We start from the raw sequence: 18,951 nt of genomic DNA, 5'->3' as shown, positions 1-18,951 counted from the left end.
CGCGCTACGCAACGCTCCATGTCGACCACGTCACTTCCCTCCGCCAGAGCGCGCACCAAGACCCGGCTCAGTTACAACCGCTTCCGGGCCTGGCTGGTTGCCTGCGCGATCCGCCCCGAGGCCCGCCTCTGGCTGGTGATCCAACTCGCCATCCTGCATGCGGTGCTCTGGACCTTCATCCTGATCAATCTCAAGGCGGCGCAGGACGTTCACATGGACGTCGCAGAAGCCTATGGCTGGGGCCAGAAATTGCTCTGGGGTTATGGCAAGCATCCGCCGCTGTCGGGCTGGATCGCCGGCCTCTGGTTCAAGCTGTTCCCGGCGGCGGACTGGGCGACCTATGCGCTTGCGATGGCGACCGTCAGTGTCGGCATGGTGATCTGCTGGCTGGTTGCCTTGCGCGTGGTCGACGCGCGGCGTGCGTTCCTGGTCGCGGTGATGATCGCGCTCTACCCGATCTTCAATTTCAAGGGTTTCAAGTACAACCCGGATCTGCTCCAGCTCGTCACGCTGCCGCTGCTCGTGCTCGCTTATCTCAACGCCTTCGCGAAGCGGAGCTGGCAATCCGGAGTCTTGCTCGGGCTGGCCGGCGCGCTGGCGCTGATGACCAAATATTGGGTGCTGACCATGATCGGCGCCATCGGCCTTGCCGCGCTGATCCATCCCGAGCGGTTGCGCTTCCTGTCGTCGCCGGCGCCATGGGTCGCTATCGCGACGATGGTGGTGGCGATGATCCCGCACATCGTCTGGCTGGCGGATGCGCATTTCGTGCCGCTGACCTATGCCGGCGACACCTACAGCCTCGAGGACAGCAGCCAGGTGCATCAGCTCGTCGCCGGCTACTTCCTGCATAATTTCGCGCTGCTGGCCCTGCCGGCCGCGCTCGCCGCGCTGGCGATGGCGCTGGTGCCGCCGTGGCTCACGCTGCTCATGCGCGCGCCCTTGCGCATCGTCACGCGAGCCTGGGCACGCGGGACCAATCCGGGCGTCAACCTCTCGCGGGCGCTGAACGTCTGGATCATCCAGATCATCGTCGCATTCGGCCCGCCGCTCGGCGCGCTGGTGTTCAGCATCTACATGAAGACCGATTGGGGCATCTCGCTGTTCTTCCTGGTGCCCTTGGCGCTGGTCGCGATCCCCGCATTGCGGGTGCAGAGCTCGGTGCTGTTCAACATCGCCGCGATCTGGCTCGTGCTCAGCGGCGCCACGCTCGCCGCCTCGCCCTGGATCGCCGCACGCGAGATGGCGGCCAATGCCGGCAACACGGCGACCTATGGCGCGCGCTCGGAGCTGGCGCGCGAGCTGACGCAGGCCTGGCACGCGCGCTTTGCCTCGCGCTGGGCGGTCGTCGCCGGGACCATGGAGACGATTCAGCCGATGGTGTTCTACAGCCCCGATCACCCCAGCCCGTTCACGCCGAACGAAGCCTGGGCGTCCGGGCTGACCTCGCTCGAGGACGTCAGGACCTACGGCTTCATCGGCGTGTTCGATGCGACCGACGAACGTCTGCCCAAGTTCGAGAAGTGGGTCTCGGAAGTCGCGCCGAACGCCGAGCGCATGGTGATGACGACGCGCCGCTTCACCCACGGCAAGGCCGGTCCGGCGATGAGCTGGAACATCTACATCGTGCCGCCGGGAAAGTGAGCTCTCTTTACCTCTCCCCGCTTGCGGGGAGAGGTCGGATCGCTCTTGCGATCCGGGTCTCATGCGCGGAGGGAGGCCCCTCACCCCAACCCTCTCCCCGTAAGAACGGGGCGAGGGAGCGCAGCACGGCGCGTGGCGAGAGAAGGGCCTAAACCCCTTCCTCGTTGAACTTGCTCTCGACGAGCTCGGTGATCGCCGTGAGTGCCGCTTCGGCTTCGTCGCCGGCAGCCGCGACCGTGATGGTCGTGCCGGGACCCGCAGCCAGCATCATCAGGCCCATGATCGAGGTGCCGCCGACGGTCTCGCCGCCGCGCGTCACCCACACTTGCGCGTTGAAGCGCTCGACCGCCTGGACGAACTTCGCCGAGGCGCGGGCGTGCAGGCCGCGCTTGTTGATGATCAGAAGCTCTTTGGAGATCGCCCCCGCGGGCACGCCCGTTGCGGCTTGCGGCGCGTCGTCGCTCATTTGCCGGCGAGCACGCGGCTGGCGATGGTGACGTATTTGCGGCCGGCTTCCTGCGCCATCGCGATCGCGTCGGGCAGCGGACGCTCCTCGCGCACCTTGGCGAGCTTCACCAGCATGGGCAGGTTGATGCCCGCGAGCACTTCGACCTTGGGCCGGCTCATGCAGGATATTGCGAGGTTCGACGGCGTGCCGCCGAACATGTCGGTGAGGATCGCGACGCCGTCGCCGGAATCGACGCGGTTAACCGCCTCGATGATGTCGCTTCGGCAGAGATCGGAATCATCTTCGGCACCGATCGTGATCGCTTCGATTTGCTTTTGTGGGCCCATGACATGCTCAAGCGCTGCCTTGAATTCGTCGGCAAGGCGCCCGTGGGTCACAAGTACTAGACCAATCATCGGAAAACTCCTCGCGGGCGCTTTTGGTGCGCCGCACGAACGCGCCACTTTGACCATCCAGAGCCCCTGCGCAAGAGGGGATGTTGCGTATCTCCCTGAATCTAGACGGATGGATGAGGGGAGCTGCGCCGGTCTATTCGGTCGCGATAGTGGGGTTCATATGGTTACCATTTCCCTTCAAACAATCGGCTGAGGGCTTAACGGAAGATGAACTCTTGGTAGTGGTCAAGGCCGCAACAACCAATGGGAGGGGCGAATAGCCGCGGCTAACAGGGATTCGCGGTATTTCGACACCAGAAATGCTGGTTTTCAGCGATTCTGTCGCAGGCAGGCGCTCGGCGTCCGCCGCGTCGAGATCGACCACGAGGCCGACCATCGCATGCTCCACGAAGTCGCAGCGGCGGATTCCCAAGCCCCGGATCTCGATCAGGCCAGCCAATACCGGAGCGGGGCGGACTTCAATTTCATGGCCGACTGTCGCCAGATGGACACGGTCATCCCCGACCAGAACGGCCCTTTCGATCAGGCCCGACCGGCCCGCCATGATCAAATCGAAGGCAAGGCGCGACTTCCCGGAGCCCGAGGGACCGCGGATCAGCACGGCAAAATTCCCGACCTTGACGGCGGAGGCGTGCACGCTGGGACCGCCGTCGCTCATAGCGCCGGCAGTCTCACCACGAAGCGCGCGCCCGTGACCGTCGGCGCGCCGTCGGCATCGAGCGGGCCTGCGCGGTTCTCCGCCCAGATGCGCCCGCCATGGGCATCGACGATCTGCTTGGAGATCGACAATCCGAGGCCGGAGTTCTGGCCAAAGCCCTGATGCGGACGGTCGGTGTAGAAGCGCTCGAAGATGCGCTCCAGCGCGTCGTCGCGGATGCCGGGGCCATCGTCGTCGATCACGATCTCGATCTCTCCGCGCGCGCGGCGGCAGGTGAGGCGTACCTTGCTGCCGGCTTCCGAGAACGATTGTGCGTTGGACAGCAGGTTGGAGACGACCTGTCCGAGCCGTGAATCGTGACCGGTCACGGCGAACGTGTCGGTCGGGCCGCGGCCCTCGAAGCGGGTCTCGACCGCGACGTCGTGGCCGAGTTTGGTCTCGTTGGCGACGGACGCAAGCGTCGTCAGCAGGCGGCGCAAATCGACCGGGATCGCATCCTGGCGCTGCAATTCGGCATCGAGGCGGCTGGCGTCCGAGATGTCCGAGATCAGACGGTCGAGCCGCTTGACGTCGTGCTCGATCACCTCGAGCAGACGTGCGCGGCTGGTCTCGTTGCGCGCCAGCGGCAGCGTCTCGACCGCCGAGCGCAGCGAGGTCAGCGGGTTCTTCAGTTCATGGGCGACGTCGGCGGCGAACATCTCGATCGCCTCGATGCGGCTGTAGAGCGCGCTGGTCATGTCGCGCAGCGCGCCGGAGAGGTGGCCGATCTCGTCGCGGCGGCGGGTGAAATCGGGAATCTCGATGCGGGCCTTGATGCGGCGGCGGACCCGCTCGGCGCTGTCGGCGAGCCGGCGCACCGGACCTGCGATCGTGCTGGCAAGCAGCAGCGACAGCATGATCATGACCGTTGCGGCAACACCGCCGACCTTCAGGATGGCGAGGCGCTCGGCGGTGACCATCTGGTCGATGTCGTCGCCCTGGGTCGACAGCATCAAGGCGCCGTGGATGGCACGCGAGCGCAGCACGGGGACCGCGACCGAGACGATCACCTCGCCACGTGCATTGACCCGCACCATCGAGCGCTTCTGGCCCTGGAGTGCGTCGCCAACCTCCGCGTAACCATTGCCATTCTCAGGCCCGAGCTCGCGGTAGAGCGGCAGGTCGCCGCGGTTCAGCCAGGTCCGCACTGCGACCATGCCGCGCTCGACGATGCCGGGCTTCTCGGCCGGCGGCGGCAGGTTGTAGCGCAGCACGTTTTCGAGGTTGCGGCTGTCGACCAGCAGGCTGCCATTCGGATCGTAGATGCGCGCGCGCGTCTTGGTCGGCGAGATCAGCGTGCGCAGCACCGGCGCTACGCGCTCCGGATTGATCGGGAAGTCCAGCGGCGAATATTCGTCCGAGCCGCCATAGGTCTCGCCCGGCTTGAGATCGAGCAGCCGGTCGGGGTCGATGGTGATGGCGTTGGTCTGCACGGTCGCTGAGGCCGCGATGGCGCCAGCGATGATCTCGGCCTGCACTAGGAGGCTCTGAGCCCGCGCGTCGATCAGGCCGGCGCGGAATTGCGATAGATACAGGATGCTGGCGACCAGCGCGACGAGGCCGGCGAGGTTGAGCGAGACGATGCGGCGGGTCAGGCTCGAGAAGGACAGCGCGAAGAAGAACTGCCCGGCGCGCTTCAACCAGTTCAGCGGACGCCAACCCTGCTGCTTGTCTTCGACAACGTGCTCCGGAACGCCGTGGGATGCGACATCCTCGGCGCTCTGGTTTGGATCAGGCTGCGTTCGGTCAAGCAATGCTTACGCCCGCGTTAGGACAGCTCGTTGAGAAGGTCCCCGCATCCTAGAGCGATCCCGGTCCCGATGGAATCAGAACCGGCGACGCTCTCGTCTTTCGTGAAGCTGCCTGCCGCCTCAGGCTTCCTTGAAGCGGTAGCCGACGCCGTAGAGCGTCTCGATCATCTCGAACTCGTTGTCGACCACCTTGAACTTCTTGCGCAGCCGCTTGATGTGACTGTCGATGGTGCGGTCGTCGACATAGACCTGGTCGTCATAGGCCGCATCCATCAGCGCGTTGCGGCTCTTCACCACGCCGGGCCGGGTCGCCAGCGCCTGGAGGATCAGGAATTCGGTGACGGTCAGCGTCACCGGCTCGTTCTTCCAGGTGCAGGTATGCCGTTCCGGATCCATGCGCAAAAGGCCGCGGTCGAGCGCCTTGGCATCGTTCTCCTTCGGCGCGACGGTCGGGTCCTTCGGCGCCGAGCGGCGCAGCACCGCCTTGACGCGCTCGACCAAAAGGCGCTGCGAGAACGGTTTGCGAATGAAGTCGTCGGCGCCCATCTTGAGGCCGAACAGCTCGTCAATCTCTTCGTCCTTGGAGGTCAGGAAGATCACCGGCAGATCGGATTTCTGCCGGAGACGACGCAGCGTCTCCATGCCGTCCATGCGCGGCATCTTGATGTCGAGGATCGCGAGATCGGGCTGGGTGGTGCGAAAACCGTCAAGCGCGGAGGCACCGTCGGTGTAGGTCATGATGCGGTAGCCTTCGGCTTCCAGCGCGATCGAGACGGATGTGAGAATGTTGCGGTCGTCGTCGACCAAAGCGATTGTGGGCATGAGCCTCTGCTTTCTGCTTTCCGTTTGGGTCGTGGCTTGAAACGGCGAGCAATCCAGTGATGCGCCGCATACAATGGGTGCCGAACTCGGCATACGAACCTTGTCACCGAGCAATGCAAGCTAGGCTGAAGTGTGACCAAGTTCCACGAAACGCGGCAGATCCGCCGCGTCTCGACCCATAACCTGGCCCCCGTTTACCCGAAAAAAGGCCTCCCTTGCAACCACCTGACCCCGAGAAAGCCGATGCAACCGACCCCGGATTTCGACCCCGCGAAACTCGCCAAATCGCTGCTGCGACGGTCGCGGCAGGGGGCGCTGGCAACCCTGATGGCCGGGAGCGGCGATCCCTATTGTTCCCTGGTCAATCTGGCGAGCCATCCCGATGGCTCGCCGATCCTGCTGATCTCGCGCCTCGCCGTGCATACCCGGAACATCCTCGCGGACAGCCGGATCTCGCTGATGCTGGACGAGCGCGCGGCCGGTGATCCCCTGGAAGGGGCCCGGATCATGCTGTCCGGCCGGGCGGAACAGGCCGGCGCCGACAAAGAGCTGCTCCAGCGACGGTATCTCAATGCCCATCCCTCGGCGGAAGACTTTGTTTCGTTTAAGGATTTCTCCTTCTTCCGGATCCGGCCCTCGGGAACCCATCTGGTCGCTGGCTTCGGCCGGATCGTCGACCTCACGCCCGAGCAGTTCCTCACGGATCTCACCGGCGCCGAGGATTTGCTCGCGGCGGAACAGGGCGCCGTCGAGCACATGAATGCCGACCATCGCGACGCCATGAACCTCTATGCCACAAGGCTCCTCGGCGCCGCCGAGGGCGACTGGCGCTGCACCGGCTGCGATCCGGAGGGCTTCGATATGCAAATGGATCAGACCGCCCTGCGGCTGGACTTCCCGGAGCGGGTGACGGATGGCACGGCACTGCGCAAGATGCTGGTCCGCCTCGCTGGTGAGGCGCGCAAGAAGATGGACCAGGGCGCAACGCTTTGAACGTCGCCGCTCATCGCTGCGACCTAAGACCGTGATCGGTCCGACGGCGGCAGCGAGAGTGTTCATGGCAAGATGGAATCGACTGGCGCTGATCGCAGGCCTCGCACTCGCGGCGAGCGCATCGCTGTCCACGGCTGGCCTTGCCCAGAAGGGCAATCTCGCGGCGCAGGGCGCCAAGATCAACGCGCTCACGAGTGCCGGCAAGTATTCGGAAGCGCTTCCGCTCGCGCAGGCGATGGTTGCGAGCCTGGAGGAGAGCGACAACGGCCGTGAACTCGCCGCTGCGCTCAACAATCTCGGTCAGGTCCATGCCGGCCAGGGGAGCGACGATCTGGCCGAGCCGCTCTACAAGCGCGCAATCGCATTGATGGAAAAGTCGCTTGGCCTCGACACTCCATTGGTCGCGGCCGAACTGACCAATCTCGCCGCGCTATATCAGCGGCAGGGCCGCTTCGCCGAGGCCGAGCCGCTGTTCAAGCGCGCGCTCGCCGTGCGCGAAAAGAGCTTGCCGCGTGAGCACCCCGATGTCGGCCAGGCCCTCAACAATCTGGCCACGCTCTACGTCAAACAGGAGCATTTTGCCGAGGCCGAGCCGCTGTTCCAGCGGGCGCTTGCGATCTACCAGAAAGCAGCCGGGCCCGAGCATCCCGCGGTTGCGACAGTCCTGAACAACATCGGTCAGGTCGATCGCGACCTCAATCGCGATGCTGATGCCGAAGCGCCGATCAAGCGTTCGCTCGCGATCCGCGAGAAGGTGTTGGGGCCGGAGCATCCCGACGTCGCCCGCTCGCTGAACAATCTCGCGGGTCTCTATCAGCACCAGCAGCGCTATGCCGAGGCCGAGCCGCTGTATCGCCGCGCGTTGGTGATCCGCGAGCGCGCATTCGGCGCCGATCACCCCGACGTCGCAATCTCGACCAGCAATTTCGCCTATTTCCTCGAGGTGTCCGGGCGGACTGCCGACGCCTTGCCGCTTGCGGAAAAGACGCTCGCCAACAATCGTGCGCAGTTGCGCGTCGTGTTGCCGATCCTGTTTTCCGCGCGGCAGCAGCATCTCCTGCCGGACGACAAGGCACTGGACGAGGCGCTCGCGGCGATCCAGCGCGGCACGCAATCCTCTGCCGCCTCCGCCGTGAACAAGCTCGCGGTGCGGTTGGCCGCCGGCAGCGACCGGCTCGCCGAGCTCGTGCGCAAAGATCAGGACCTCGCGGCCGAGTCCGATGCGCTCGACAAGGCGATCATCGCTGCGGTGTCGAAGCCTTCCGCTCAACGCGACCGCGCGGCCGAACAGCGCAGCCGCGCGCGGATTGCGGCAATCGCGAGCGAGCGCAGCGGATTGCAGAAGACCCTCGCCGTCGAGTTTCCCGACTATTCCTCGCTCTCCAACCCGCTGCCGCTGGCGGTGAAGGACATTCAGGCATTGCTGTCGGCCGACGAGGCGATGGTGCTTTATTCGATCGTCGACAAGCAAAGCTACGTCATCGCGATCACCCGCGACGGCGTCGACTGGAAGGAGATCCCGCTCGGCGCTGATGCGCTGGCGCAGAAAGTGTCCGCCTTCCGCCGGGGATTGGACGTCGGCAAGGCGCATGATGCCTCCGGCAAAGCCGGATTGTTCGACCTTGCGCTCGCGAACGAGCTCTATGCCGCGCTGCTTGGTCCGGTGGAGGCGCTGACGAAAGACAAGCGCAACTTACTGGTCGTGCCGTCAGCGGCGCTGACCGCGTTGCCGTTTCATCTGCTGGTCACGGAGAAGCCGCAAGCGGCGATCCCGGACAGGCTCGAAGGCTATCGCAGCGCCGCCTGGCTGTTGCGGCGCCAGGCCGTCTCGGTGCTGCCGTCGGTGATCAGCCTGAAATCCCTGCGCGCCTTTGCGCGCAGGGATCGAGGCATCAAGCCGATGACCGGCTTCGGCGATCCCGTGTTCAACCCTGCGCTGGAGGGACCGGCCGAGCATCGTGCCGCAAGCGGCAAGGTGGCGGCGCGCAGCATTGCGACCATCGCCTATACCGATTTCTGGCGCGGTGCCGGCGTCGATCGTGCGCGGCTGGCGCAGGCGCTGCCGCAACTGCCGGATACTGCGGACGAGCTGAACGCGGTAGCGAGGGATGTCGGCGCGACCGATGCCGACATCCATCTCGGTCGCGACGCCAGCGAAACGACGCTCAAGCGTGCAGCGCTTGCTCAATATGGCATCATCTACTTTGCCACCCACGGCCTTGTCGCCGGCGACATCAAGGGACTGGGTGAGCCCTCGCTTGCACTCTCCATTCCCGATCAGCCATCGGAGCTCGACGACGGCGTGCTCACCGCGAGCGAAGTGGCCCAGCTCAAGCTCAATGCGGATTGGGTTGTGCTGTCGGCCTGCAACACCATCGCGGGCGACAAGCCGGGCGCCGAAGCCCTGTCGGGATTGGCGCGCTCGTTCTTTTATGCCGGTGCCCGCGCGCTCCTTGTCTCGCATTGGGCGGTGGATTCAGAAGCTGCCACGCGCTTGACCACGTCGACGTTCGAGCTGCTCAAGAACGAACCGAAGATCGGTCGCGCCGAAGCCTTGCGCCGCGCGATGTTAAGCTATCTCGATGACGCCTCGTCACCGCGCAACGCCTACCCTGCGATGTGGGGGCCGTTCGCACTCATCGGCGAAGGTGAGGTACGATAGGAAGCCACGTCGGGCGTTGTGCGTCGCAATAACCGGAAGTAACGCGCAAATGCGCGTTTGGTTGCGCGATCATTCGAACTTTTTGAATGCGCCTGCTCAGAGCTGACATGCGCGACGTTTGGCGCGGTCTTTGAATAAACTAAATCCTACGGGATCAGCTTGGCAACGCCAGCGTTCATCAGTATTAGGTCGCCCAACCGAGGCTAAATGGCCTATATTCACGGTGACCGCGATGGCGCCAAAGTTTGGTCGCGCTAAGTGTCGCGGGTTCTAGGAGGATTTTTTCGTGCAAGAGACGGGCGTGCGCAACGGTGCCTTCGGCGCCGACAAATTCGGCTTAAAGAATCTCAAGCAGGTTCACTGGAACCTCGGTGCGCCACAACTCTATCAATACTCGCTCTCGGCAGGCGAGGCGGTGCTGTCCGCCGACGGTGCGCTCTGCGCCGACACCGGCGAGTTCACCGGCCGCAGCCCGAAGGACAAGTTCACGGTGCGTGACGCCACCACCGACAAGAAGATGTGGTGGGCCGGCAACCAGTCGATCACCGCGGAGCAGTTCGAGGCGCTCCATCAGGATTTCCTCAAGCACGCCGAAGGCAAGACTCTGTTCGCGCAGGATCTCTATGGCGGCGCCGATCCGGCCTACCGGATCAAAACGCGCGTCTTCACCGAGCTCGCCTGGCACTCGCTGTTCATCCGCACGCTGCTGATCCGCCCCGAGGCCGTCGAGCTGTCGAGCTTCACGCCCGAGCTCACCATCATCGACATGCCGAGCTTCCGCGCCGATCCGAAGCGCCATGGCGTGCGCTCGGAGAACGTCGTCGCGATTGATTTCGCCCGCAAGATCGTCCTGATCGGCGGCTCCTACTACGCAGGCGAGATGAAGAAGTCGGTGTTCACCACGCTGAACTACTATCTGCCCGAGCGCGGCGTGATGCCGATGCACTGCTCCGCCAATGTCGGCGCCAACGACGACACCGCGATCTTCTTCGGGCTATCAGGCACCGGCAAGACCACGCTGTCGGCCGATCCCAACCGCACCCTGATCGGTGACGACGAGCACGGCTGGGGCCCGAACGGCGTGTTCAATTTCGAAGGCGGCTGCTATGCCAAGTGCATCAAGCTGTCGAAGGAAGCCGAGCCCGAGATCTTTGCTGCATCGACGCGCTTCGGCGCGGTGCTCGAGAATTGCGTGCTCGACAAGGACACCCGCGTCGTCGATTTCGACGACGGCTCCAAGACCGAGAACACGCGCTCGGCGTACCCGCTCGACTTCATTCCGAACGCCTCGCGCACCGGCCGTGCGCCGCAGCCGAAGAACGTGGTGATGCTTGCCGCCGACGCGTTCGGCGTGCTGCCGCCGATCGCAAAGCTCTCGCCGGCGCAGGCGATGTACCACTTCCTGTCCGGCTACACCGCCAAGGTCGCCGGCACCGAGCGCGGTCTCGGCAACGAGCCGCAGCCGGAATTCTCGACCTGCTTCGGCTCGCCCTTCCTGCCGCTCGACCCCAGCGTCTACGGCAACATGCTGCGTGAGCTCATCGCCCGGCACAATGTCGACTGCTGGCTGGTCAACACCGGCTGGACCGGCGGCAAGTATGGTGTCGGCTCCCGCATGCCGATCAAGGTGACGCGCGCGCTGCTCACCGCCGCGCTCGACGGCTCGCTTCGCAACGTCGAATTCCGCACCGACAAATATTTCGGCTTCGCGGTCCCGACCGCCCTGCCGGGCGTACCGAGCGAAATCCTCAACCCGGTCAACACCTGGAAGGACAAGGACGAGTTCGACAAGACCGCGCGCGCGCTGATCGGCATGTTCCAGAAGAACTTCGCCAAGTTCGAAGCCCAGGTCGACGCCGAAGTGCGCGCAGCCGCGCCGGACGTGAAGCTCGCGGCGGAGTAGAGCTTGCGCTGTTTGAATTGCGAAAGGGCGGCCGCGAGGCCGCCCTTTTTTCTTTGCGCGAGCTCTCTCCACCGTCATTGCGAGCGCAGCGAAGCAATCCAGAATCCCTCCGCGGAGACAGTCTGGATTGTTTCGCTCCGCTCGCAATGACGTGCCCTGCGGGAGCAGCTCACGCCTTGAAATACGCGATCTGCGTCGTCGTCGCGAGCAGTCGTCCGTTCGGTGACCACAGCTCGCCGTTCTGGTCGCCATAGCTCTTGTGGAAGATCTTCGCGTCGGCCGTCGCCAGCACGCGCGTGATGTCTTCAGCCGCCAGCTCTTCGGCATCGGTGTGGAAATACGTCGTCAGCGACACCGTGCCGAATGGCACCAGCTCGCGCCGCGCATGGAAGATGCGGCCGAAGAAGGCATCCGACATCGACATCAGCGACAGCATGTCGAGCTTGCGCGGCGTGCGGTCGCTGATCCAGATCTTCGAATAGGTGCTGGTGGGCTCGGTTTGCGGCGGGCCGATCCGCATCTCGCCCTCGACGAAGCGGAATTCATACTGGTTGGCCCAGGACGCCGCGATCTTCGGGAATGGCAGCGTCTGTTCGAACGGCTTGGCGTCCGGGCACTTCGCCACCCCGTGCTCCCAGGACGGCCGGCGCTCGGCGAACACGGCGGTGGCGAGCGTTGCGACCTCGCCGCCGCCTTGGCTGAGCTCGACGCTCCAATGCTGGCTGGAGCGGTTGGTCTTCACCAGCCGTACGTCGAGATCGAACGGCCCCTTGGCGATCGGTGCGCAGTAATTGACTGTGAGCGCGAGCGGATCGCCGGCGCGTTCGGGATGATCAATCAGCGCGCGCAAAATGGTCGCGGCGGTGGCGCCGCCGAACGGACCGACAAAGGCCCAGTAATCGTCGCTGGTGTGCCCCTGCCAGCTGGAGTCACCGGCGGTGATGCGGGTGGCGTCGTCGAAAGGATGCGGGAGCTTGGCGTGCATTGTGTTCCTCGGTGTCTCCCCGACGGTCATTGCGAGCGCAGCGAAGCAGTCCAGACCGTCCCCGCGGAAAGAATCTGGATTGCTTCGCTGCGCACGCAATGACGGTGTTTGAAGCTAGGGTGTCCGTATCACTGACGCCAGCTTGGGGATGACGACAATCATATCATCATCCGCCTTGCAAGGTGCAATAACCTCGCAGGTAAGGCCGATTTCACGCTGCGGAAAATCAGCCTGCGACGTCGCGCAGATCTGGCAGCAGCGGCGTGGTCGGATTGACCGGCACGTTCCAGATCTCCTCGGCGTATTCGCGGATGGTGCGGTCGGACGAGAACCACGCCATGCGCGCGACGTTGAGGATGGACGCGCGCGTCCAGGCCGGCGCCACCTGCCAGCGCGCATCGATCGCGCGCTGCGCCTCGTAATAGGAATCGAAATCGGCGCTGACCATGTAATGGTCGAGATAGCGCAGCGCATGCGCGATGGATTCGAAGCGGCCGGGATCGCCGTTTGAGAATTCGCCGGTCCCGATCGCATTGATGGCACGCTGGAGCTTCGGCGAATTACGGATGACGTCGGACGCATCCAGACCCTGCTTGCGCCGGATCATCACGTCGCCGGCCTCCAGGCCGAAGATCGCGATGTTCTCGGCGCCGACATGGTCGCGGATCTCGATATTGGCGCCGTCGAGCGTGCCGATGGTGATGGCGCCGTTCAGCGCCAGCTTCATGTTGCCGGTGCCGGAGGCTTCCATGCCGGCGGTCGAGATCTGCTCGGACAGGTCGGCTGCGGGAATGATCACTTCGGCCAGGCTGACATTGTAGTCGGGCAGGAAGGCGACCTTGAGCTTGCCGCCGATCGCAGGATCATTGTTGACGGCCTCGGCGACGTCGTTGATCAGCTTGATGATCAGCTTGGCGTAGCGGTAGCTCGCCGCGGCCTTGCCCGCGAAAATCTTCACCCGCGGCACCCAATTGCCGTTGGGATCGTCCTTGATCGCCTGGTACAGCGCGACCGTCTCGATGATGTTGAGGAGCTGGCGCTTGTACTCGTGGATGCGCTTGATCTGCACGTCGAACAGTGCGCCAGGATCGACCTTGATGCCGAGCCGCTCGCCGATCAGCCGCGCCAGCGCCGCCTTGTTGGCGTGCTTGACGGCGCGGAATTTCTTCTGGAATTCGACGTCGCTGGCGCGGGCTTCGATCAGGCTGAGCTGGGAGGGATCGTCGAGCACGGCATCGCCGCAGGTCTCGCGCAACAGATCGGTCAGCTTCGGGTTCGCCAGCATCAGCCAGCGGCGGAAGGTGATGCCGTTGGTCTTGTTGGTGATGCGGCCGGGATAGAGATGGTTGAGATCGTGGAACACGGTCTCGCGCATCAGGTCGGAATGCATCGCCGAGACGCCGTTGATGCGGTGCGAGCCGACGAAGGCGAGCTGGCCCATGCGCACGCGGCGGCCGCTCCTCTCGTCGATCAGCGAGACCGAAGCGCGGAAGTCGATGTCCCCGGGGCAGCGCGCCTCCGCCAGCGCCAGATGCTGCACGTTGATGCGGTAGATGATCTCCAGATGCCGCGGCAACAGCTGCTCGAACAGCTCGACCGGCCAGGTCTCGAGCGCTTCGGGCAGCAGCGTGTGATTGGTGTAGGAGAGCGTGGCGACCGTGATCTTCCAGGCCTCGTCCCAGCGGAAATTGTGGAGGTCGACGAGGATGCGCATCAGTTCGGTGACGGCGAGGCTCGGATGGGTATCGTTGAGCTGCACCGCGACCTTGCCGGCGAGGCTGCGGAGCTGGCCGTCAGAGGCGAGATGCCGTTTCACCAGATCCTGGAGCGAGGCGGAGACGAAGAAATATTCCTGGCGCAGCCGCAGCTCGCGGCCCGCCGGGCTCTCGTCGTTCGGATAGAGGAATTTGCAGATCGCTTCCGCGCGCGCCTGCTCGGCACTGGCGCTGACATAGTCGCCCTTGTTGAAGGCATCGAGCCTGAGCGGATCGGGCGAGCGCGCCGACCACAGGCGGAGCGCGTTGACGTGCTGGCCGCGCCAGCCGACGATCGGCGTGTCATAGGCGATCGCCTGCACGGTCTCGCCCGGGTGCCAGATGGCGCGGTCGCGGCCCTTGTCGTCGACATGCTCGACGCCGCCGCCGAAATTGACGTCGTAGATCACCTCTGGCCGCTGCAATTCCCAGGGGTTGCCGAAGCTCAGCCATTCGTCCGGATATTCCTGCTGCCAGCCCTGATTGATGATCTGGCGGAACAGGCCGTAATCGTACCGGATGCCATAGCCGATCGCGGGGATCGACAGCGTCGCCATGCTCTCCATGAAGCAGGCGGCGAGCCGCCCCAAGCCGCCATTGCCGAGCGCCGCGTCCGGCTCGCATTTGCGCAGCTCGGGCAGCGACACGCCGAGATCGCCGAGCGCGAGCTCGAAGATCTTCAGGAGCCCCATGTTGTTGAGCGCGTCGGTGAAGAGGCGGCCGATCAGGAATTCGAGCGAGAGATAATAGACGCGCTTGCGCCCGGCGTCGTAGCTGCGCTTCTCGGCTGTGAGCCAGCGATGCACGATGCGGTCGCGCAGCGCGAGCGCGGCGGCCTGGTACCAGTCGTGCCTAGTCGCCATGCCCGCGTCTTTGCCGATCGCAAGGCGCAGCTTCGCCAGGATCGCACCCTTGATCTCAGCCAGCGCGAGCTCGTCGATGGGCTGGCCGGGGGCGGGAAAATTTGGCTGGAACGATTGATCTTGCAAGGCCGTCACTTCCTGGTCGAACGAACACCACTCACCCTACGCGTCATGCCCCTGCACCGGAACCATCACTGGCGCGGTCGTGCACTGCGTTGATGCAAATTTATGCAAGGAACGGGCCGATTTTGGAACCCGGACCAGCACGGAGAAACATGGATTTGCTGCTACAATGGCGGCCAATTCAGCCATCACTGTGGAGGAGACCCATGAGACCTCTGATGAGACTGCTGATCGAAATCGCCACTGCGACCCTGCTCATTGTCTGCATCAGCGTCTCCACCGCCGCCTCCGCCGCCGGAAAAATCGGCCGCAGCGCCGACGGCCTCAGCTGCGCCGTCTCGCTCCCGCAAAACGCAACGCCAGCAGCCCGCTGTGCCGCCATCAAGCGCCAATGCGGCGGCAAGTTTTATGCGAGCGCGTGCGGAGACAGGCTGATGTCGGCGGTGAATTGAGGGGATCGTGCGGCGGAAACAGCGCTCGTTTGGCCGAAGGCTTTCACTGGGTTGTCGTCCCGGCGAAGGCCGGGACCCATAACCACCGTTGTCAAATGAGATGCGATAGGTCGCGCCAATCCGGATTTTCCTGCTCGATCAAGCGAATCTTCCAGTCGCGGCGCCATTCCTTTAGCGCCTTCTCACGTGCGATCGCTTCGGATGGCGAAGTGTAGGTTTCGACGTAGACGAGCCGCGTCACGCCATATTTCGTGACGAACTTCGAACCGCGTCCAGAACGATGCAATGTCAGCCGATTGCTGAGATCGTTGCAAACGCCGATGTACAACGTGCCGTAGCGGCGGCTGACGTAGTACGCGGCTGGCGCATTCATTGGCGGCACCCATGTCCGAAAACGTCTGACAGCGGTGTTTATGGGTCCCGGCCTTCGCCGGGACGACATTGTGGAAGCAACAGAACAAATTAAGAACACTTTAGCAAGTCTTTGATATATCATTGTGATTCGGCATCTCGCCGACACAATATCTAGCGTCCTTCAGACTTCGCGAGGACTACATGTCCACCATTGCCTTCGATCAATTTGCCCTCACCCGGATCGCCGATTTCGCGCGGTCGCTGTCGCGACTGCATCGGGCGGCGCGGCGCCAGAGGATCGATGACGACCAGTTCGACCGCGAGTTCAACGCGGTGTGCCAGTCGATCTGGGGCTACACCATCGACGACATCAGCGACGAGCTGTTTTCGACCGACGACCATCTGTTCCTCGATACGCTGGATGAAGCGCATGCGCGCATCTTCGCCGCCGAGCAGGGTTATGACCTCGTCGATGACCAGGGCATGCTGACCGATTGGTGGGGCTTTTGCTGGATGATCCTGGCCGAGAAGCGCGGCCTCCTGACGCCGGAAAACCGTGCCGCTGCGCGCGCGGCGATCGAGGAGAAATATCTGGCAGCGCCGAACGTGATCGGGGTGATCATCGGACGGTAAACTCGTACCCCGGGCGCAGCCTAGGGCATGCACATATCTGGTGCGGCGGATTGACTCGGATCGGCCTGGGAGGATTCCAGAATCAGAGTTCTGTGTGATTCGTATTGCGGCACTCCATGATTTGGACGGGGTGCCGCGATGTTGTCACGGATTGACTGGACGCTGGGCCGGTTCGGGGATCGTCGTCTCGATAAAGGGGGGCGGCGTTCGTCGAACGCATGGTTGTGGGCAAAACTGTCTGCCTTCGGCAGCTCTCCAGGGGGAACCGCGCGCTGGAAGTGCGGTTCAACCGCTTTCTTGGCCATGACAAGGTGACGGTGGAGCGGATCATCGAAAGCTGGAGCGAAAGCACGGTCGCTGCGGTAGAGGGCCGCCACGTGCTGGCCATCCAGGACACCAGCGAGATCCACTTCAACACCACACCGCAACGCCGGCGCGGGCTCGGAGAAATCGGCAAAGGCAATAACCACGGCGTGCTGCTGCATCCGCTGCTGGCTGTGGATGCCGATGACGGCAACTGTCTTGGACTTTTGAGCGGGCAGATATGGACGCGCACAGGTCGCCGCACGACCTCGCACGACGATCGGGAGTTATCGGACAAGGAATCGCAGCGCTGGATATCCACTGCCATGGCGGCCAAGCCGCTCCTCACCAAGGCCACAGCGGTGACGGTGCTGGGTGACCGCGAGAGCGATATTTTTGCCCTTTATGCCAGCTCGGCCGAGCAACACTTCCACGTCATCGCGCGCAGCATGCATGATCGCAAGCTTGCCGACCGCAGCGGCTTGTATGAGGTCAGCGATGCCATGGCCGCGGTGGATCGGCGTGCGATCCAATTGCCTGCGCGCGCCGCGCGGCCCGCCCGCCTGGCTCACCTCGAACTTCGCTTTGGCGCAATCGAGCTCGCCCGCCCACAGAGTAAGTTCCTGCGCCATCTGCCGGAAAGCTTGCCATTGGCGGTGGTCGATGTGCGCGAGATCAATGCCGAAACCGGGGTAGAGCCGCTGCACTGGCGGCTTCTCACCTCTCACGAGGTTACCGGCATCGAGGACGCCTGGCGCATCGTCCAATGGTACAAGCAACGCTGGATCATCGAGCAGTTCTTCCGCATCCTGAAGACACAAGGCTTCAAGCTCGAAGACAGCCAGATCGGAACCGCCGATCGCCTTCTCAAGCTGGTCGCGATTGCCGCTAAGGCGGCCGTCATCACAATCCAACTTCTGCAGGCCCGCAATGGCAGTCGCCAACCCATTCTCGCTGCCTTCGACAACGGCCAAATTAACGTGCTCACCGCCCTCAACCGTCAACTCGAAGCCGGGAGCAAGCGATTAAAGAACCCACATCCGCCCGATAGCCTCGCTTGGGCCGCCTGGATCATTGGTCGCCTCGGCGGCTGGGACGGCTACCCATCGTCCAAGCCGCCGGGCCCGATCACCTTCAAGAACGGCCTCGAATACTTCCACGCCGTCGCAGCAGGATGGAGCCTCAGAGATATGTGCATGCCCTAGCGGGCGCAGCGCAGCACGTCAGTGATGCGCTGCTGAACCGGGGCCCAGAAATTGCTGGGTCCCGGCTCAGCGTCGCATCGCTTTCGCGCTGCGCCGCGTCCGGGACACGAGATCAGTCCAATCCCGCCCGCTTCGCCGGCTTCTGCGTCTTCGGCACCGTCACATCGGGCAGTGCCTCGCGCACGATCTCCGCGGCCGGCGCATCCGCCGCCACGGTCTCGGCGCGCACCGGGGCCACCTTCATCTCGCCAAGACGCGCGCGGACCTGCGCGGTGAGGCCGGGATAGGAGGCAACCGGAGTGAAGTCCGCAGCTTGGTCGTTGCCGACACGGATGCCGGTATAGGCAACGAGGCCGTCGGCGGTCGCAATCACGTCGCCGGCCTTCAGCGATGAATCCAGCGCGAGGTCGACCGGGGCGAGGCCCACGGGTTCGCGCCCGTTACAGGTGCAGTCGGCGCGCAGCGCCTTGCGGTAGGCGAACGCGTTCTCACTGTCGGCGTAGCGCTCGCCGGTCTGCGACGCGGCGCCCTCGATCGAGGAGCCGAAATAGACCTTCGTCGCGCTGGCAGGGCAGAACGCCTGACACATCTGCGCCGGCGAGACGAGCCCGCGCATCAGCGGAAAATATTTGCCGTCGCAGCTGCGCACGCAGAAGGCCGGACCGGAGCCGCCGGCCGCCGCCGAACGGGTCGGCGGCGCATATTGCGGGGTTGCGGCATTCTGCTGGCCGGTGAAGGGATCGGTGTAGGAGCTCGCCTGCTGCGGCACCTCGCGCTGCGGGCGCTGCTGCTGCAGGCCACCGAAGAAGAAGTCGAACAGGCCTTCGGCCGAGACCGGAGCCGGGGCCACGAGCAGCGGTGCCGCAAGGATCGCGGCCACAAGCATCGCGCGACGCTGCCGGCGCGCATGGGACGAGATTGTACGCAACGCTCACTCCACGGA

The 18,951-nt window shown here is 64.2% G+C and carries 16 protein-coding genes; 7 read left to right on the top strand and 9 right to left on the bottom strand.

Annotated features, from left to right (window positions below):
• Positions 1-18: 18 nt before the first annotated feature.
• Complete coding sequence (locus ACR9YP_RS02640) at positions 19-1,644, top strand: glycosyltransferase family 39 protein (RefSeq protein WP_438104222.1); 1,626 nt, start codon at positions 19-21, stop codon at positions 1,642-1,644.
• A gap of 148 nt (positions 1,645-1,792) precedes the next feature.
• On the opposite strand, the gene ACR9YP_RS02635 is transcribed toward ACR9YP_RS02640, so the two are convergent.
• The 5 genes from ACR9YP_RS02635 to ACR9YP_RS02615 all read right to left on the bottom strand — a co-directional run bounded on the left by ACR9YP_RS02635 (position 1,793) and on the right by ACR9YP_RS02615 (position 5,778).
• A complete protein-coding gene (locus ACR9YP_RS02635; RefSeq protein WP_091884753.1) occupies positions 1,793-2,110 on the bottom strand; it encodes an HPr family phosphocarrier protein in 318 nt (105 codons plus the stop codon).
• Positions 2,107-2,508 (bottom strand): PTS sugar transporter subunit IIA, encoded by a 402-nt coding sequence (locus tag ACR9YP_RS02630; protein WP_007597752.1) that lies wholly within the window; start codon positions 2,506-2,508, stop codon positions 2,107-2,109. The genes ACR9YP_RS02635 and ACR9YP_RS02630 overlap by 4 nt, the downstream gene beginning before the upstream one ends.
• A gap of 133 nt (positions 2,509-2,641) precedes the next feature.
• Positions 2,642-3,166, bottom strand: a complete 525-nt coding sequence (locus ACR9YP_RS02625; protein WP_091884756.1) for an HPr kinase/phosphorylase — start codon at positions 3,164-3,166, stop codon at positions 2,642-2,644.
• On the bottom strand, positions 3,163-4,959 hold the full coding sequence (locus ACR9YP_RS02620) for a stimulus-sensing domain-containing protein (RefSeq protein WP_438104226.1): 1,797 nt from the start codon (positions 4,957-4,959) through the stop codon (positions 3,163-3,165). Before ACR9YP_RS02620 ends, ACR9YP_RS02625 begins: the two co-directional genes overlap by 4 nt.
• A 117-nt stretch (positions 4,960-5,076) precedes the next feature.
• The gene (locus ACR9YP_RS02615; RefSeq protein ID WP_008542552.1) at positions 5,077-5,778 is read right to left on the bottom strand and encodes a response regulator transcription factor; all 702 of its coding nucleotides are present in this window, start codon (positions 5,776-5,778) and stop codon (positions 5,077-5,079) included.
• Between the two features lie 243 nt (positions 5,779-6,021).
• Here ACR9YP_RS02615 and ACR9YP_RS02610 point away from each other — a divergent pair, with 243 nt between their 5' ends.
• The 3 genes from ACR9YP_RS02610 to ACR9YP_RS02600 all read left to right on the top strand — a co-directional run bounded on the left by ACR9YP_RS02610 (position 6,022) and on the right by ACR9YP_RS02600 (position 11,336).
• Positions 6,022-6,771: a HugZ family pyridoxamine 5'-phosphate oxidase gene (locus ACR9YP_RS02610; protein WP_438110500.1), complete on the top strand. Its 750-nt coding sequence runs from the start codon at positions 6,022-6,024 to the stop codon at positions 6,769-6,771.
• Positions 6,772-6,835: 64 nt separating this feature from the next.
• Positions 6,836-9,433 (top strand): CHAT domain-containing tetratricopeptide repeat protein, encoded by a 2,598-nt coding sequence (locus ACR9YP_RS02605; protein ID WP_438104229.1) that lies wholly within the window; start codon positions 6,836-6,838, stop codon positions 9,431-9,433.
• 286 nt (positions 9,434-9,719) lie between these two features.
• Complete coding sequence (locus tag ACR9YP_RS02600; protein ID WP_370990988.1) at positions 9,720-11,336, top strand: phosphoenolpyruvate carboxykinase; 1,617 nt, start codon at positions 9,720-9,722, stop codon at positions 11,334-11,336.
• A gap of 169 nt (positions 11,337-11,505) precedes the next feature.
• Here the strand turns inward: ACR9YP_RS02600 and ACR9YP_RS02595 are convergent, their stop codons facing one another.
• The gene (locus tag ACR9YP_RS02595; RefSeq protein ID WP_438104231.1) at positions 11,506-12,321 is read right to left on the bottom strand and encodes an acyl-CoA thioesterase; all 816 of its coding nucleotides are present in this window, start codon (positions 12,319-12,321) and stop codon (positions 11,506-11,508) included.
• A 226-nt stretch (positions 12,322-12,547) separates the two neighbouring features.
• The gene (locus ACR9YP_RS02590; RefSeq protein WP_474218956.1) at positions 12,548-15,064 is read right to left on the bottom strand and encodes a glycogen/starch/alpha-glucan phosphorylase; all 2,517 of its coding nucleotides are present in this window, start codon (positions 15,062-15,064) and stop codon (positions 12,548-12,550) included.
• 215 nt (positions 15,065-15,279) lie between these two features.
• On the opposite strand from ACR9YP_RS02590, the gene ACR9YP_RS02585 reads away from it, so the two are divergent.
• Positions 15,280-15,513: a hypothetical protein gene (locus ACR9YP_RS02585; RefSeq protein WP_245473367.1), complete on the top strand. Its 234-nt coding sequence runs from the start codon at positions 15,280-15,282 to the stop codon at positions 15,511-15,513.
• A 91-nt stretch (positions 15,514-15,604) separates the two neighbouring features.
• On the opposite strand, the gene ACR9YP_RS02580 is transcribed toward ACR9YP_RS02585, so the two are convergent.
• Entirely contained in the window at positions 15,605-15,886 is a 282-nt protein-coding gene (locus tag ACR9YP_RS02580; RefSeq protein WP_438104233.1) for a GIY-YIG nuclease family protein, read from the bottom strand.
• 182 nt (positions 15,887-16,068) lie between these two features.
• Here ACR9YP_RS02580 and ACR9YP_RS02575 point away from each other — a divergent pair, with 182 nt between their 5' ends.
• Together ACR9YP_RS02575 and ACR9YP_RS02570 are read left to right on the top strand one after the other, a co-directional pair.
• Positions 16,069-16,500 (top strand): hypothetical protein, encoded by a 432-nt coding sequence (locus ACR9YP_RS02575; protein ID WP_438104234.1) that lies wholly within the window; start codon positions 16,069-16,071, stop codon positions 16,498-16,500.
• Between the two features lie 218 nt (positions 16,501-16,718).
• A complete protein-coding gene (locus ACR9YP_RS02570) occupies positions 16,719-18,008 on the top strand; it encodes an IS4 family transposase (protein ID WP_438103448.1) in 1,290 nt (429 codons plus the stop codon).
• A gap of 112 nt (positions 18,009-18,120) precedes the next feature.
• Here the strand turns inward: ACR9YP_RS02570 and ACR9YP_RS02565 are convergent, their stop codons facing one another.
• Positions 18,121-18,894: a DUF2865 domain-containing protein gene (locus ACR9YP_RS02565; RefSeq protein WP_370991139.1), complete on the bottom strand. Its 774-nt coding sequence runs from the start codon at positions 18,892-18,894 to the stop codon at positions 18,121-18,123.
• Positions 18,895-18,951: the final 57 nt, after the last annotated feature.

This window comes from Bradyrhizobium sp. BR14999 (assembly GCF_056106085.1).
This window is presented reverse-complemented; position numbering and strand designations above follow the sequence as displayed.

What these genes read in the sequence shown, in the direction of transcription:
- ACR9YP_RS02640 (WP_438104222.1), top strand. Translation starts at nt 19, where the DNA reads ATGTCGACCACGTCACTTCCCTCCGCCAGAGCGCGCACCAAGACCCGG.
- ACR9YP_RS02635 (WP_091884753.1), bottom strand. Translation starts at nt 2,110, where the DNA reads ATGAGCGACGACGCGCCGCAAGCCGCAACGGGCGTGCCCGCGGGGGCG.
- ACR9YP_RS02630 (WP_007597752.1), bottom strand. Translation starts at nt 2,508, where the DNA reads ATGATTGGTCTAGTACTTGTGACCCACGGGCGCCTTGCCGACGAATTC.
- ACR9YP_RS02625 (WP_091884756.1), bottom strand. Translation starts at nt 3,166, where the DNA reads ATGAGCGACGGCGGTCCCAGCGTGCACGCCTCCGCCGTCAAGGTCGGG.
- ACR9YP_RS02615 (WP_008542552.1), bottom strand. Translation starts at nt 5,778, where the DNA reads ATGCCCACAATCGCTTTGGTCGACGACGACCGCAACATTCTCACATCC.
- ACR9YP_RS02610 (WP_438110500.1), top strand. Translation starts at nt 6,022, where the DNA reads ATGCAACCGACCCCGGATTTCGACCCCGCGAAACTCGCCAAATCGCTG.
- ACR9YP_RS02605 (WP_438104229.1), top strand. Translation starts at nt 6,836, where the DNA reads ATGGCAAGATGGAATCGACTGGCGCTGATCGCAGGCCTCGCACTCGCG.
- ACR9YP_RS02595 (WP_438104231.1), bottom strand. Translation starts at nt 12,321, where the DNA reads ATGCACGCCAAGCTCCCGCATCCTTTCGACGACGCCACCCGCATCACC.
- ACR9YP_RS02585 (WP_245473367.1), top strand. Translation starts at nt 15,280, where the DNA reads ATGAGACTGCTGATCGAAATCGCCACTGCGACCCTGCTCATTGTCTGC.
- ACR9YP_RS02580 (WP_438104233.1), bottom strand. Translation starts at nt 15,886, where the DNA reads ATGAATGCGCCAGCCGCGTACTACGTCAGCCGCCGCTACGGCACGTTG.
- ACR9YP_RS02575 (WP_438104234.1), top strand. Translation starts at nt 16,069, where the DNA reads ATGTCCACCATTGCCTTCGATCAATTTGCCCTCACCCGGATCGCCGAT.
- ACR9YP_RS02570 (WP_438103448.1), top strand. Translation starts at nt 16,719, where the DNA reads ATGGTTGTGGGCAAAACTGTCTGCCTTCGGCAGCTCTCCAGGGGGAAC.
- ACR9YP_RS02565 (WP_370991139.1), bottom strand. Translation starts at nt 18,894, where the DNA reads ATGCTTGTGGCCGCGATCCTTGCGGCACCGCTGCTCGTGGCCCCGGCT.